This window comes from Nocardioides albus (assembly GCF_014648255.1).
Lineage (GTDB): Bacteria > Actinomycetota > Actinomycetes > Propionibacteriales > Nocardioidaceae > Nocardioides > Nocardioides albus.
Genome location: NZ_BMQT01000005.1, coordinates 36,021 through 48,875 on the forward strand (window position 1 = coordinate 36,021; position 12,855 = coordinate 48,875).

Consider the following 12,855-nt stretch of genomic DNA (forward strand, 5'->3'; position numbering starts at 1 on the left):
ACCCGCGTGACTGCTGACCCGGCAACCGTAGGCGCCGCCCCAGAGACGATGTCGTCCTCGGACCGCAGGTCGTCGGGGAGGTCCTGGTCCGGGCTTCTCCCGGGCACGCTGGTCGTCGTCGCGACGCTCGTCCTCGCGATGCGCGTCGCCGGAGTCGGCCTCGGCGACGCGCTGCTCTTCACCGCGTACGTCCTGGCATTCCTCACCTTCCCGGGCACCGTGGTGTGGCGAGCGGTCGCCAAGCCCGGACCCGGTCTCGGCAACGACCTGATCCTCGGCACCATCCTCGGGCTCGTCCTCGAGGCTCCGCTCTATGTGCTGCTGCGGCTGTTCGATCTCACCCAGCTGATCTACGGCTATCCGGTCGCCGTGCTCGTCGGCGCGCTGATCGTCGTCTGGCGCCGGCGCCGGGTCGGGCCTGTGGTGATCGGACGGGCGAGCCTGTGGTCGTGGGCAGGTGCGGCGGTGGCGGGCGTACAGCTCCTTCTGGTGACCAAGCAGATGTGGACCTACCGACCGCTCGACGCCTTGCGAGCGCCGTACGTCGACGAGCCCTTCCACCTCGCGATCGCCGGTGATCTGCTGCACCATTTTCCCGCCCAGATGCCGTGGGTGGAGGGCACGCCGCTCTTCTACCACTGGCTGGGCTACGTCCACCTGGCCTCGGCGGCGACGGTCACCCACATCGAGCTCGTCGTGCTCCTGCGCAGCCTGTCGATCGCGCTGCTCGTCCTGCTCACGGTCGGTGGTGCGTACGCAGCGGCCACACGTCTCACCGGACGGGCCTGGCCCGGGTTCGTCGCCGCCCTCGTCCTCGCCATGGGAGCCACACCGGACTTCTTCGGCTGGACGAGCCTGGTCAGCCCGGCGCAGCTGGCCTTCGACTCGGTCACCCGCGCGTTCTACAGCCCGACGCACGCCTTCGTGATGCCGCTCCAGATGGTCCTGATGGTGCTGATCGTCGAGATGATCCGGCGGGAGCGGTGGCAGTGGCGGCCGTGGTTGCTGACGGTCGTCGTCATGGTCGCCGTGGCCGGTGCGAAGTCGTCCGCCCTGCCGACGATCATCGCCGGACTGCTGCTCGCGCTCGTGGTCGCGGCCGTCCTCCGCCGCAAGCAGCCGGTCCGCACGCTCGGTGCCCTGCTCGGATCGGCCGTCGTCGTCTTCCTGGTTGCGCAGCAAGTTTTCTACGGCGGCGGCACCCGGGCGACGACGATCGACCTGAACGGAAGCACCGTCCAACGGCTGGGCATCTTGATGCTGCCGGAGGGCGAGACCCTCCCCGGGTCTGCGCCGGTATCGATCTGGATCTGCTTCACCGTCGGGTTCGTCCTGGCTGCCGTGCCGGTGATCATCGCCTTGGTGCGCGGCAGCTGGCGACGGCCCGAGTTCGTGTTCCTGGCGGCGCCCTGGGCTGCCGGCGCGGGGGCACTGATGGTCCTGAGCCATCCGGCGCTGAGCCAGGCCTACTTCCTCCTGGGCGCCAGCGGGTTCATCGCCGTGGCCATGGCCGTCTCCTTGTCGGACATCGTCCCCGAGGACCTGTCGTGGCGCGACGGGGCCCGGCTCGTCGGCTGCGCCGCTGTCGGCGGCCTCGCCCTCGTGACCGCGAGGCTGCTGGTGGGCGATGCGATGCCGGCGGACGGCTCGGTCTTCACCTCGACGTTGCTGACCCAGCTCGTCATCGGGCTGCTGGTGCTCGCGGTCGCCGTCGCCCTCGTGCTCGTCTATGCCAAGCGCGCGGCGATCGCCTCGCTCCCGGTCGTCGCGGCGTTGATGATGGGGGTCCTGCTCGCCGGGGCCCCGCAGACCGTCGCCCTCGCCGTGGCCGGCCCCTCGCTTCCCCGCGCTCCCGCCACCGACATCATCGGCCCCGGTGGCGTCGCCGCCGCCCGCTTCGTCCGCGACCACTCGCAGCCGGACGAGCTGATCGCGACCAACGCCCACTGCATCGGCCTGCCCGTGCCGGACTGCGACCGCCGCAACTTCTGGATCGCCGGGTACGCCGAGCGCCGGGTCCTGGTGGAGGGCTGGGCCTACATCGACCCGCTGGTAGTCGGGCAGCCGTCCACGGATCTCAACAACTCCGCGTATCTGCCCTTCTGGGACCCGGAGCTGCTCGAGGCCAACGACGCCGCCATCACGCACCCGTCACCGACGACGATCGCCACGCTTCGCGACGACCATGGCGTCGACTGGCTCGTCGTCGACCGCCGCTATCGAGCCGACCTCCCCGGCCTGCGGCGCGAGCTCGGTCAGCCGCGCTTCAAGGGCGGGCTGTACTCCGTGTTCGACCTGGACACGAGCGGCGGCCGTTGACCGGTCCGGCACGGTCCGGTCAACGGCGCAGGATGCTGCGAAGCGACCTGCGCCGCGGGGTGGCTGCTTCCCGCCGGCGAGCGCGGCCGGCCTCGACCTCTTCCTGGATCTCCTCCGGGATGGTGTGCAGGCCCTGCATGACCAGCTTCATCACCTGCATCACCTCGTCGCCCGGGATGGTCGAGTAGTCGCCGATGTTGTAGTCGGGGAAGCTGCTCTGCTCGATCATGTCGGTGAAGGAGAACCCACCGAGCTTGCCGATGGTGAGGTTGTCGTCGCGGTATTCGTCGAGGAGCTGCCGGCGGAACTCTGGGGTCATGTAGACAGCGCTGGAGTTGTTCCAGCCCAGCCGGGTGGTCAGCGTGACGTAGTCGCCCCGGATGATCTGGATCCACCTCAGCCGGGTGGCCTTCCAGGAGTCGGCGCCCCGGAGCCGGCCACGCATCGGTGCCGCTGCCACGATGGGAGCGAAGTGGCGCGCGGTCTCGACGGTGCGCCAGCCGGACCCGACGTTGCTCGTGCCGGCGCCTTCGCCCTGGATCGGGAGCTCGCACGTTTCGAGGAAGTCCGCGACGGCGTTCCCGTGACGGAGCTCCTTGCGGATGAAGGGACGAAGCCTGAGGTCGACCCCGGGGATGGCATCGGTGATGGTGTCCGCGAACTCGCCGTAACGGAGGAAGCTCATGTCGAGCGGCGACCACTCGCGGAAGTCCTCGAAGGGCAGATCGACCAGCTCGGCGTGCTCAGGGCGCATCACCATCAGCCGCTCGACGTAGAAGGCGTTGTAGAACGTGGCCTGGTCGCGAACGTAGTGGACCCAGCGGACCTTGGCGCCCGCCTGGCGCGCGTACTCGCCGATCGTCTTGATGTGCTCGGGCTTCAGCATCGAGAACGCCTCGCACGAGATCACCGTGGTCTCCGCGCTGCCGGAGGCGATCGACTCGACGAGCTGCTCCCAGGTGCCGAGGGCGGGCGAGAAGAGCACCTCGCCCAGGAGCTGGGAATAGAGGTTCTGGTGCTGAATGCTGTGCTCGCCCCGGCCGATCGTGGGGTAGGCCACCTCGGGAGGGAGTTTCCCCTCGCGGCTCGCGCGGGCGAGGAAGGTCTGGATCGCCGTGCTCCCGGTCTTGAAGGTGCCGGAATGGACGATCAGAGTCTTCTGCATGAAACGCTCCAAGTGCCGCTGCCAGGATGGAGGGTGCGACGTCCCCTGTGTGCCTGGATCTTACTGGCCGAGCTTCTTCTGCTCGATCTGAGCGTTGATCTCGACCAGCTCGGGATGGGCCTCCAGGAGGGCGACGAGGCCACTGGTGTCGAGACGGTGAGCGTCGTGGTCCTCGATGAGGGTCCGCAGCAGCCGCAGGTCCTCTGGCGTGTCGAGGGTGATCCGGTACGCCGAGGCGTCCCGCTCCCACGGCAGGTTGAGCTTGGGCCGGGCGTCGTCGGTGTAGAGCCACGGGGTGACGTGCTCGCGGTGGGCCGGCTCGGTGGCGAGCCGGTCGGCCTCCAGGAGGGCCGCCGCGGAGAAGACCTCGAAGTCGAGCCCGCGCGGGTAGGTGCGCTCCAGGGCGTTGCTGGCATAGAGCGCGGGATCGTCGGCGGCGGCCCAGGCGGCGATGCCGCGGCGTACGACCTCGCCGTCGATCAAGGGGCAGTCGCTGGTCACCCGGACGACGACCTCGGGCTGGAACTCCCGCACCGCCAGCGCGAACCGGGACAGCACGTCGGGCTCGCTGCCGCGCACGACGCCGGCGCCGAGCTTCTCGGCCAGTACGGCGACCGGGTCGTCGGCCTCGTTGGTGGTCGTCGCGACGATCACCGGAAGCCCGGCGGCGGTGAGGCGGGCGAGGTGGTGCTCGAGCATCGTGACCCCCGCCGCCTCCTCGAGCACCTTGCCCGGCAGGCGGGTGCTGGTCATGCGTGCCTGGGTGATGACAGCGGTCTTCGCAGCGGTGGTCACAGGATCCCGATCAGCGTCTCGACGACCTCGTCGACCTGGTCGTCGGTCAGGTCGGGGAAAAGCGGCAGGGAGAGCTCCTCGGCGTAGAACGCCTCGGCGTTCGGGCACATCCCGCGGCGGTATCCCAGGTCGGCGTAGACCGGGTGCCAGTAGACCGGGATGTAGTTGACCTGTACGCCGATGCCGGCCGCCCGCATCTTCTCGAACACCTCGCGCCGACGGTCCTCGAGGATGCGCACCGGATAGAGGTGCCACGCCGGGTCGACGCCCTCGCGCTGGACCGGGATCCGCAGGCCGTCGACGTCGGCGAGCGCGGCGTTGTAGCGGGCGGTGATCTCGGCGCGCCGCTGCTTGAACCCGGCCAGGCGGTTGAGCTGGGAGAGGCCGAAGGCGCACTGCAGGTCGGTGAGGCGGTAGTTGAGACCGAACTCGTGGACCTCCTGATGCCACGGCCCCTCGTCCTCGATCCGGAACCGGTCGGGATCACGCATCAGGCCGACGAAGTGGAACTCGTGGGCCCGCTGGGCGACGGCGGGGTCCTTGGCGACGACCGCGCCACCCTCGGCGGTGGTGAGGTTCTTGGTCGGGAAGAACGAGAGCGTGGTCAGGTCGGCCAGGTCTCCGACGGGACGCCCGCCGGAGAACCCGCCGATCGAGTGGGCCGCGTCGTCGAGCGTCAGCGCGCCGACCCGGTCGGCGATCGGCTGCAGCGCGGCGTAGTCGGCCGGGTGGCCGGCGTAGTCGACCGCGGCGATGACCTTGGTGCGGTCGGTCGCGAGGGCGTCCGCCGCTGCCGGGTCGATGAGGGCGGTGTCCTCCTCGACGTCCGCGAAGAGCACCTGTGCGCCGAGCAGCGAGGCCCCCGATGCGGTGGCGACGAAGGTCATCGGCGTGGTGATCACCTGGTCGCCCGAGCGGACGCCTGCAGCGGCGTACGCGATGTGGAGGGCGGCCGTGCCGGAGGTGCACGAGACCGCTCGGTGCCCGCCGACAGTCTCGGAGAGCGCGTTCTCGAACGCGGCGACCGTCGGGCCGGTGGTGAGCCAGTCGCCGCGCAGGATCGCGGTGACGGCCTCGATGTCTTCCTCGGAGACCGACTGGCGGCCGTACGGCAGCATGCTCAGATCCCCGACTCCAGAACCTTGCGGAGGTCGTCGGCGTCGTACCAGATGTCGTTCTTGTCCGAGGCGCAGTGGAAGCCGGCGGGGACCGGGACGGCGTCCATGATCGGCTTGTAGCCCCACTGCGGGTTCTCCGGCTCGATCACGTAGTACTTCCCGTCGCGGATGCTGACCGCGCGGCGGCCCTCCTCCGGACTGATCATCTCCTCGTGGAGCTTCTCGCCGGGGCGGAGCCCGATGTCGACGAGCTTCGCGTCGGGGGCAACCGCCTTCGCCAGGTCGACGACCTTGTGGGAGGGGATGTGCGGGACGAGGAGCTCGCCGCCCTGCATCAGGTCGAAGGTGTCGATCACCATCTGCACCGCCTGCGGCAGCGTGATCAGGAACCGGGTGCAGCGCATGTCGGTGATCCCGAGCGCCTCGCCCCGCTCGGCCATCGCCTTCCACTTCGGGATGATCGAGCCGCGCGAACCGGTCACGTTGCCGTAGCGGACCACGGCGAACCGGGTCTCGTAGGAGGCGGCGTAGTTGTTGCCGAGGATGAAGATCTTGTCGGCGGTCAGCTTGGTCGCGCCGTAGAGGTTGATCGGCGAGGAGGCCTTGTCCGTCGAGAGCGCGACGACCTTCTTGACACCGGAGTCGATCGAGGCCTCGACGACGTTCTGCGAGCCCAGCACGTTGGTCTTGATGAACTCGAACGGGTTGTACTCCCCGGTGTCGACCTGCTTGAGCGCCGCGGCGTGGACGACGTAGTCGACGCCGTGGAGTGCTCGGTACAGGCGGTCGCGATCGCGGACGTCGCCGATGAACCAGCGGAGCCTCGGGTCGTTGCCGAACAGCTGGCGGCACTCGTACTGCTTGAGCTCGTCACGGGAGTAGATGACGACGCGCTTCGGGTTGTGGTTGTCCAGGACGTGGCGGATGAACGCCTTTCCGAACGAACCCGTCCCGCCGGTGACCAGGATGCTTGCGCCATCGAGGGGATGGTCGATCGGGGCGTCGGACTCTTGAACGTCCGAATTGGGCACTGTCACGGGGATGCTCTCTACTCTGGGCCTCACTGGTGCGCCAACGACACGGCGCGCAAAAGGTGACACATGCCGTGCCGTCCGCCGAAACGGACGAATCCGAGAGGTTGCGCATACATGTCCGTGGGATCGGTCGAGGCCGAAGGTCTTTGCGTGGCCCTGGTGTGCGATGCCGGTCCCGATGTCGGGATCGGGCACGTCATGCGCTGCCTGGCCCTCGGTGAGGAGCTCGTCGCCCGAGGCGTACGTGTCGTGATGGTCGCGGAGCTGGACCGGGTGCCCTGGGCAGCGGAGCAGGTGCGGCAGCGGAGGATCGAGATCGCGGAGCCGGGTGACCTCCTCGACACTCTCCTCCGCCTCGAGCCGTCGTCGGTGGTCGTCGACTCCTACCTCCTCCCGGTGCCGTTCTACGCCGACCTGCGGGACCGCTGGCCCCTGCTGGCGCTCACCGACGGCGACCCGCGCGGACGCGTCGCCGACCTCTACCTCGACCAGAACCTGGGCGCGGAGACCTCGGCCTGGGTGCTCCCGGAGGGGTCCAGGCATCTCGGCGGGCTCGACTATGCCCAGCAGCGACGTGACATCGTCCGACAACGGCCTGCCGCGCCCAAGCCTGCCGTCGCCGAGCACTCGCCGCCGCGGGTGCTGGCGTTCTTCGGCGGGACGGACGCCTTCGGGGTCTCACCTCGAGTCGTGCGCCTGGTCGCGCGGACGGGCGTTCCTGTGGAGCTGACCGCCATCGCCGCCACCCCGTCGTTGGCCGAGGAGATCGCGGCCATCGCGCCGGCGCCGGGCCAGCTCATCCACGTGATCGGGCCGACCGACGCCCTGGCCGAGCTGGTCGCCGACGCCGACGTGGTGCTCAGCGCCGCCGGCACCTCGGCCTGGGAGCTCTTCTGCCTCGGGGCCGCGGTCGGGTTCGTCTGCGTCGCCGACAACCAACAGGACGCGTACGTCCGGATGGACGAGGAGTCGCTGGCCGTCGGGATCGCGACCCTGGGTGAGCTCGACAGCGATCCCGAGGGCGCTGTCGTTCGGCTGCGCGGCCTCCTGAGCGACGTACGTCTGCGGGAACGGTTGCGCGCCGCCTGCTGGGCCACGGTCGACGGCCGGGGCGCCACGCGGGTCGCCGGCGCGCTCATGGCCCTCGACCGCGAACGGGACCCGCGCCCTCGGACAGCGTGGCGGTAACAGCCCCGACGCTCCGGGGACGCGCTGCCGCCGGCCTGGCACACAGTTCGTTTATGGCGAGGCGACGTGCCGCGTGCGGCCCGCGGCCAGGGGCCCAACTGTGTGTCTCGATGCACGCAGTTGGACAAGGCCACTCTGAGTCATCGCCTGCGCCGAGCCGGTCTCTGCGTCAACTGTGTGCGCCATCGGTGCTGATCCGATCGCCGCATGCCTGTTCGCGATACGAGCACGACCGCTGTTGGCAAAGTATCTTGCGGCAAGTAATCTTGTGAGTGTGGATGGTGCCGGCGACCCGGGGAGAGACGAGGTCGAGTCCGGTGAGGAGGGGTTGCACGAGCCGATCGTGTTGGAGTCGGCTCACCGACACGGGGTTGCGGAAGAGGACATGCTGCATGTGCTTCGCTTCGCGATCCGGCAGGTGCGTCAGGACGACGACATGGTGATGTTCATCGGCCCCGATCGTGCAGGTGTGCTGTGTGAGGTGGGTGCGGTGATCTGGTGGGGTGGGGAGTTTGCGGTCGTGCACGCGATGCGCCCCGCACGCAGTAAATACCTGAGATGAAACGACGAGACCAAGACCCAGGAGGGTGGTGACAGAGATGACGAGACGATCCCTGGCCGACCTGATCGCGCATGCTGATGAGCTGGCCGACAAGTTCGAGAACGATGACCACGAACCAACCGCGGAGGACCTAGAGGCGCCGTTGCCGCCGTTGATGGCGGTCAAGCTGGCCGCCTTCCGCCGCGCAGCTGCGGAGAAGGAGCTGGCCGAGGCCGTCCGTGCCGGCCGGGACGCCCACCTATCGTGGCGTGAGCTGGGCGAGGCCATCGGCACCACCGGCGAGGCTGTCCGGCAACGCTACGCATCCTGATCGGCCAGGTCAGCCAGCCGGTCCAAGGCGCTTGCTACTCGCTGCGAGTTCCCCGCGATGGTCAGACGAGGTCCCAGCTGAGCGGCGTCCCGGCTGGGGCGTCCTTGGTGAAGGTGCGGCCGAGGACGATGTCGACGTCGGCCGGTGGGAGGCCGTCGGCGGGGCGGACGGAGCGTACGTTGTCCGGGCCGACCTTCTCCCCGGCACGCACGTCGCGGGTGACGAAGAGCGAACGACGGAAGCGCAGCCCCTCCCGCTCGACAGTCTTCGGGCCGATCCGGGCCTCGCCGAGCGCCTGCCAGGCGATCCTCGTCTCGCTGACCAGCGAGGCGAACTCGTGCGGCTCCAGGGAGAAGTCGGAGTCGACGGCGCCGTCCTGGCGCGAGAGCGTGATGTGCTTCTCGATCACGCATGCGCCGAGGGCGACGGCGGCGACCGAGGCACCGATGCCGAGCGTGTGGTCGGAGAGGCCGACGGCGACGTCGAGGCCGTCGCGCAGCACCGGGATGCCGCGGAGGTTGGAGGCCTCCGGGGGAGCGGGGTAGGACGCGGTGCAGGCCAGGACGACGAGGTCGTCGTTGCCGGTCGCCCGTGCCGTACGCACCGCCGCATCGATCTCGGCGAGCGTGGCCGTGCCGGTGGAGATGATCGTCGGCAGCCCCGTCTCGGCGATCGCGCGGACCAGCGGCAGGTCGGTGATCTCGGAGGAGGCCGACTTGAGCATGGGGACGCCGAGCCCGACCAGGAAGTCGACCGCGGTCGGGTCGAAGGCGGCACTGAACGGCACCATCCCGAGCTCGCTCGCCAGCGCGAAGATCGGCTCGTGCCACTCCCATGGCGTGTGCGCCTCCTCGTAGAGCTCGTGCAGGCGGCGGTTGGGCCACAGCGGGTGGTCCGCGGAGAGCCGGAAGGCGGGACTGTCGACGTCCAGGGTGATGGTGTCGGCGGTGTAGGTCTGGATCTTGAGCGCGTGCGCGCCGGCCTCGCCCGCGGCCCGCACGATGTCGAGCGCGCGTTCCAGGTCGCCGCCGTGGTTGCCGGACATCTCCGCGATCACGAACGGCTCGTGGCCGGGACCGATCGTGCGGTCCCCGACGGTGATCTCGTGGTGGGTCATCACTGCTCCTTGGCAGAACGTCGGGTCGGTCGGTCGTCGCGGTGCAGCCTGACCGGGATCGCGGTCACCAGGTCGTCGCCGACGGTCTGCTCATAGGGCTCGCCCTCGGTGAACCCGAGCCGGCGGTTCATGGCGCGCACGGACTCGTTGTGGGGGAGCACCTCGCCCTCCAAGACGTCGACGTCGAGCCCGTCCGGTTCGGGAGCGAAGGCGTACGTCACGGCCTCCCGCATGATCTTGGTCCACGCCATCAGCGCGGTGCCGTCGGCGGTGGTGCCGTCGTGGTCGAGGTAGAAGCCCCACGAGGCGGACCTGGCACCCGGGTCGTGGTCGAAGAAGGTGACCACGCCGAGGGGGCGGCCGGCGTACTCGAACATCAGCACGCGCCGGGTCGGGTCCTGGACGACCCGGGACCACCAGGCGGTGTGCTCGTCGGCGGTGATCAGATGCTGGTTGATGCTCACCGAACGGTTGGCCTCCTGGTTGCGCCAGGCCAGCATGTTCGGCAGGTCGGCGGCGGTCGCCCGTCGTAGCATCGGTCTCCTCAGACGTCGTGGGAATGCGCCCTCACGTTACTCACCTGTTCCGGACCCGTGGGGGATTCAACTCTCGGGCGTCACGATATGGTCCGAGGCCATGGAGACTCTCGACCGCCCGGCGATCCGTAAGCTCATGGGCGAGGTGCTGGCCGTGCAGGGGAAGACCCTTCCGGCCGACGACGCCGCCAAGCTGGCCGACATCGGGTTCCGTTCCCTCGACTTCTCCGAGCTCGCGCTCCGGGTCGAGGACGAGATCGGGGACGAGCTCAACTTCGAGGCGGCCGGGCTTCGTTCGATCGAAACGATCGGCGACGTGCTCGACCTGCTCGTGGAGATCCAGGGGCAGTGATCGGCGACAACCTCGTCATCGACGCCGGGACCGGTGCTCGGGCGACGTGGCGTGAGCTCGCGCAACGATCCGCCGGGCCGCGGAAGTCGCCGACAGCGTACGCGGTCGAGCGCAGCATCGAGGCGCTGCCCGCGGTCGCAGGCCTGGCCGACGGGGGCGAGCTGCTCGTGATCTCATCGGGACGGCTCGACGAGTCGCTTGCCGAGGAGCTGCGTGCGGCGGGCTTCGATGTCGCTGTCGGCGATGACCTGCGGGCGGCGACCAGCCCGCGTCCGGCCGACGACGGCCGGGTCTGGCTGCTCACCTCCGGGTCGACCGGCCGGCCGAAGCGGGTCGGCCACACCCTGGAGACGCTCTCGACCGTGACCGGCGAGCTGGCCCCGCGCACCTGGCTCTGCCCCTATTCGCCCGGCACCTATGCGTGGTGGCAGGTGGTCACCCTCGGGCTCGGCGTGCCCGGCCAGGACCTGGTGCTCGTCGACCCGGCCGACCTGGACGACTGGGTGTCGCCCGCGCTCGAGCACGGCGTGACCGCGGTGTCCGGGACCCCGACGTTCTGGCGACGTACGCTGATGCGTCACGGCGCCGACCTGCAGAAGCTGCAGCTCAAGCAGATCACGCTCGGTGGCGAACCGGTCGACCAGGCGGTGCTCTCGCAGCTCAGCGAGGCTTTCCCGGACGCGCGCGTCTCCTGGATCTATGCCTCCTCCGAGGTCGGTGCCTCGATCGTCGTCCACGACGGCCGCGCCGGGTTCCCGGTGGACTGGCTCGACCGTGACGTCCCCGGCCGTCCCCGGCTGGCGGTCGTCGACGGTGAGCTGGTGATCACCTCCCCGCACCACGGCACCGACGCCTCGGGCGCTGAGTTGGCCGGGGCCGTACGCACCGGCGATGCCGCCCGCATCGAGGACGGCCGCGTGCTGGTCACCGGACGCTTGGACCGCGACGAGCTCAACGTCGGCGGCTCCAAGGTCTCTGCTGGTGCTGTCCGCGACCTGCTGCAGTCCCACCCCGAGGTGGCCTGGGCGGCCGTACGCGGCCGGAAGGCGCCGCTGGTCGGCACCATGGTCGTCGCCGACGTGGTCGCCGGACCGGGCACGGACGTGAGCGCCGACGACCTGACCCGCTGGGCGGCCGAGCGACTGCCCGAGTACGCCGTGCCCCGGCGTATCAAGATGCTTGCCGAGATCCCGGCCAAGGAGACGCTGAAGAGCGATGTCTGATTTCGAACCCGTCCCGCCCGCCTCCGTCGTGCTGGTCTCCGGCGCCTCACGCGGCCTCGGCCTCGCGATCGTCGCCGATCTGCTCGAGCGCGGCGTCAAGGTCGCGGCCTTCGCGCGCACGGTGACGCCCGAGCTCGAGAAGCTGGCGTCGAAATACCCTGAGGAGGCCCACTTCGGCTCGGTCGACGTGACCGACGAGAAGGCCGCCCAGGCGTTCGTCAAGGAGGTCGAGGCGAGGCTCGGCGTCATCGACGGCCTGGTCAACAACGCCGCGATCGGGCAGGACTCGCTGCACGTGCACACGTCCTCCGACCGGATCGCGCAGATCATCGAGACCAACCTGACCGCGCCCCTGGTGCTGACCCGGTTCGTGCTGCGGCGCCTGATCGGCAAGGGTCTGAAGGGTCGGGTCGTCAACGTGACCTCGATCTGTGGTCAGCGCGGCTATCAGGGCCTGGTGGCCTACTCGGCCACCAAGGGCGGCCTCGACGCGGCGACCCGCTCGCTGGCCCGTGAGCTCGGCGGCCGGGTGCTGGTCAACGCGGTCGCTCCCGGGTTCTTCGCCTCGGAGATGTCCGCGGTGCTCGGTGCGAACCAGCTCGAGTCGATCGCGCGGCGCACCCCCTCAGGCGCGATGACCACGCCCGAGGACGTCGTCCCGACCGTACGGATGCTGCTGCTCGAGCAGACCAACATCAACGGCCAGTCGATCGTCATCGACGGCGGCGGCTCGATCTGATGCTCTCTGGCCTGCTCAGCGTCGGCAGCGATGCCGAGCTCGCGGGCCACCGCGCCCGCAGCCACCTCCACGACGGTCGGGTCGTCGCCTGGACCGGCTCCTACGACGTCCCGGTCGCCGTCGACGCAGAGGTGCCCCGCGAGGTCCCTGCTGCCCTCGCGAGGCGGTTCGGAACCGACAGGTTCTGGGAGCGATGGACCCGCGCCGAGTGCGTCGCGAAGCTCACCGGCCGAGGTGTGGTCGACCTGGTGGACCTGATGGCGGCTGGTGATGCCGGCACGGGAGTGAGACTGAGCACCGTACGCCTGTCGGGCGGGATCGTGGTGTCGGTCGGCTGGTCCTCGACGGAGGCCGGGAAGCCGCGAGTTTCCGGTCAGTTCACATACTCGCCATAATC

The 12,855-nt window shown here is 69.7% G+C and carries 14 protein-coding genes; 8 read left to right on the forward strand and 6 right to left on the reverse strand.

Annotation, left to right across the window (positions count from 1 at the left end):
- Positions 1 to 6 precede the first annotated feature (6 nt).
- Positions 7 to 2,319, forward strand: coding sequence for a hypothetical protein (locus tag IEY84_RS11560; RefSeq protein WP_183547236.1), 2,313 nt, complete (start codon positions 7 to 9; stop codon positions 2,317 to 2,319).
- A 19-nt stretch (positions 2,320 to 2,338) separates the two neighbouring features.
- Here the strand turns inward: IEY84_RS11560 and IEY84_RS11565 are convergent, their stop codons facing one another.
- Genes IEY84_RS11565 through pseB form a run of 4 tightly spaced genes read right to left on the reverse strand, consistent with a single transcriptional unit; the run spans position 2,339 to position 6,434 of the window.
- A complete protein-coding gene (locus tag IEY84_RS11565; protein ID WP_183547239.1) occupies positions 2,339 to 3,484 on the reverse strand; it encodes a hypothetical protein in 1,146 nt (381 codons plus the stop codon).
- Positions 3,485 to 3,544: 60 nt separating this feature from the next.
- The gene (locus IEY84_RS11570; protein WP_268244444.1) at positions 3,545 to 4,279 is read right to left on the reverse strand and encodes a cytidylyltransferase domain-containing protein; all 735 of its coding nucleotides are present in this window, start codon (positions 4,277 to 4,279) and stop codon (positions 3,545 to 3,547) included.
- Entirely contained in the window at positions 4,276 to 5,397 is a 1,122-nt protein-coding gene (locus IEY84_RS11575) for an aminotransferase class I/II-fold pyridoxal phosphate-dependent enzyme (protein ID WP_183547244.1), read from the reverse strand. The genes IEY84_RS11570 and IEY84_RS11575 overlap by 4 nt, the downstream gene beginning before the upstream one ends.
- A gap of 2 nt (positions 5,398 to 5,399) precedes the next feature.
- The gene (pseB, locus tag IEY84_RS11580) at positions 5,400 to 6,434 is read right to left on the reverse strand and encodes a UDP-N-acetylglucosamine 4,6-dehydratase (inverting) (RefSeq protein WP_229788603.1); all 1,035 of its coding nucleotides are present in this window, start codon (positions 6,432 to 6,434) and stop codon (positions 5,400 to 5,402) included.
- Between the two features lie 111 nt (positions 6,435 to 6,545).
- Between pseB and IEY84_RS11585 the strand changes: the two genes are divergently transcribed.
- From IEY84_RS11585 to IEY84_RS11595, 3 genes are all read left to right on the forward strand, one after another.
- Positions 6,546 to 7,619 (forward strand): PseG/SpsG family protein, encoded by a 1,074-nt coding sequence (locus IEY84_RS11585; RefSeq protein WP_183547247.1) that lies wholly within the window; start codon positions 6,546 to 6,548, stop codon positions 7,617 to 7,619.
- 238 nt (positions 7,620 to 7,857) lie between these two features.
- On the forward strand, positions 7,858 to 8,181 hold the full coding sequence (locus IEY84_RS11590) for a hypothetical protein (RefSeq protein ID WP_183548114.1): 324 nt from the start codon (positions 7,858 to 7,860) through the stop codon (positions 8,179 to 8,181).
- Positions 8,182 to 8,218: 37 nt separating this feature from the next.
- On the forward strand, positions 8,219 to 8,491 hold the full coding sequence (locus tag IEY84_RS11595) for a hypothetical protein (protein ID WP_183547250.1): 273 nt from the start codon (positions 8,219 to 8,221) through the stop codon (positions 8,489 to 8,491).
- A 61-nt stretch (positions 8,492 to 8,552) separates the two neighbouring features.
- On the opposite strand, the gene pseI is transcribed toward IEY84_RS11595, so the two are convergent.
- Both pseI and IEY84_RS11605 read right to left on the reverse strand, forming a co-directional pair.
- Positions 8,553 to 9,608: a pseudaminic acid synthase gene (pseI, locus tag IEY84_RS11600; protein WP_183547253.1), complete on the reverse strand. Its 1,056-nt coding sequence runs from the start codon at positions 9,606 to 9,608 to the stop codon at positions 8,553 to 8,555.
- Positions 9,608 to 10,144 (reverse strand): GNAT family N-acetyltransferase, encoded by a 537-nt coding sequence (locus tag IEY84_RS11605; RefSeq protein WP_183547256.1) that lies wholly within the window; start codon positions 10,142 to 10,144, stop codon positions 9,608 to 9,610. Before IEY84_RS11605 ends, pseI begins: the two co-directional genes overlap by 1 nt.
- A 100-nt stretch (positions 10,145 to 10,244) precedes the next feature.
- Here IEY84_RS11605 and IEY84_RS11610 point away from each other — a divergent pair, with 100 nt between their 5' ends.
- From IEY84_RS11610 to IEY84_RS11625, 4 genes are read left to right on the forward strand one after another with little or no spacing between them, the layout of a single operon-like run.
- Positions 10,245 to 10,496 (forward strand): phosphopantetheine-binding protein, encoded by a 252-nt coding sequence (locus IEY84_RS11610; protein ID WP_183547259.1) that lies wholly within the window; start codon positions 10,245 to 10,247, stop codon positions 10,494 to 10,496.
- Positions 10,493 to 11,719: an AMP-binding protein gene (locus IEY84_RS11615; protein ID WP_183547263.1), complete on the forward strand. Its 1,227-nt coding sequence runs from the start codon at positions 10,493 to 10,495 to the stop codon at positions 11,717 to 11,719. Before IEY84_RS11610 ends, IEY84_RS11615 begins: the two co-directional genes overlap by 4 nt.
- Positions 11,712 to 12,458, forward strand: coding sequence for an SDR family NAD(P)-dependent oxidoreductase (locus IEY84_RS11620; protein WP_183547266.1), 747 nt, complete (start codon positions 11,712 to 11,714; stop codon positions 12,456 to 12,458). The genes IEY84_RS11615 and IEY84_RS11620 overlap by 8 nt, the downstream gene beginning before the upstream one ends.
- Positions 12,458 to 12,853 carry a 4'-phosphopantetheinyl transferase family protein gene (locus tag IEY84_RS11625; RefSeq protein WP_183547269.1) on the forward strand — a complete coding sequence of 132 codons (396 nt, stop codon included), beginning with the start codon at positions 12,458 to 12,460 and terminating at the stop codon, positions 12,851 to 12,853. Before IEY84_RS11620 ends, IEY84_RS11625 begins: the two co-directional genes overlap by 1 nt.
- Positions 12,854 to 12,855: the final 2 nt, after the last annotated feature.

Coding starts and splice junctions, on each gene's coding strand:
- IEY84_RS11565 (WP_183547239.1), bottom strand. CDS start 3,484: ATGCAGAAGACTCTGATCGTCCATTCCGGCACCTTCAAGACCGGGAGC.
- IEY84_RS11575 (WP_183547244.1), bottom strand. CDS start 5,397: ATGCTGCCGTACGGCCGCCAGTCGGTCTCCGAGGAAGACATCGAGGCC.
- IEY84_RS11585 (WP_183547247.1), top strand. CDS start 6,546: ATGTCCGTGGGATCGGTCGAGGCCGAAGGTCTTTGCGTGGCCCTGGTG.
- IEY84_RS11595 (WP_183547250.1), top strand. CDS start 8,219: ATGACGAGACGATCCCTGGCCGACCTGATCGCGCATGCTGATGAGCTG.
- pseI (WP_183547253.1), bottom strand. CDS start 9,608: ATGACCCACCACGAGATCACCGTCGGGGACCGCACGATCGGTCCCGGC.
- IEY84_RS11605 (WP_183547256.1), bottom strand. CDS start 10,144: ATGCTACGACGGGCGACCGCCGCCGACCTGCCGAACATGCTGGCCTGG.
- IEY84_RS11610 (WP_183547259.1), top strand. CDS start 10,245: ATGGAGACTCTCGACCGCCCGGCGATCCGTAAGCTCATGGGCGAGGTG.
- IEY84_RS11620 (WP_183547266.1), top strand. CDS start 11,712: ATGTCTGATTTCGAACCCGTCCCGCCCGCCTCCGTCGTGCTGGTCTCC.
- IEY84_RS11625 (WP_183547269.1), top strand. CDS start 12,458: ATGCTCTCTGGCCTGCTCAGCGTCGGCAGCGATGCCGAGCTCGCGGGC.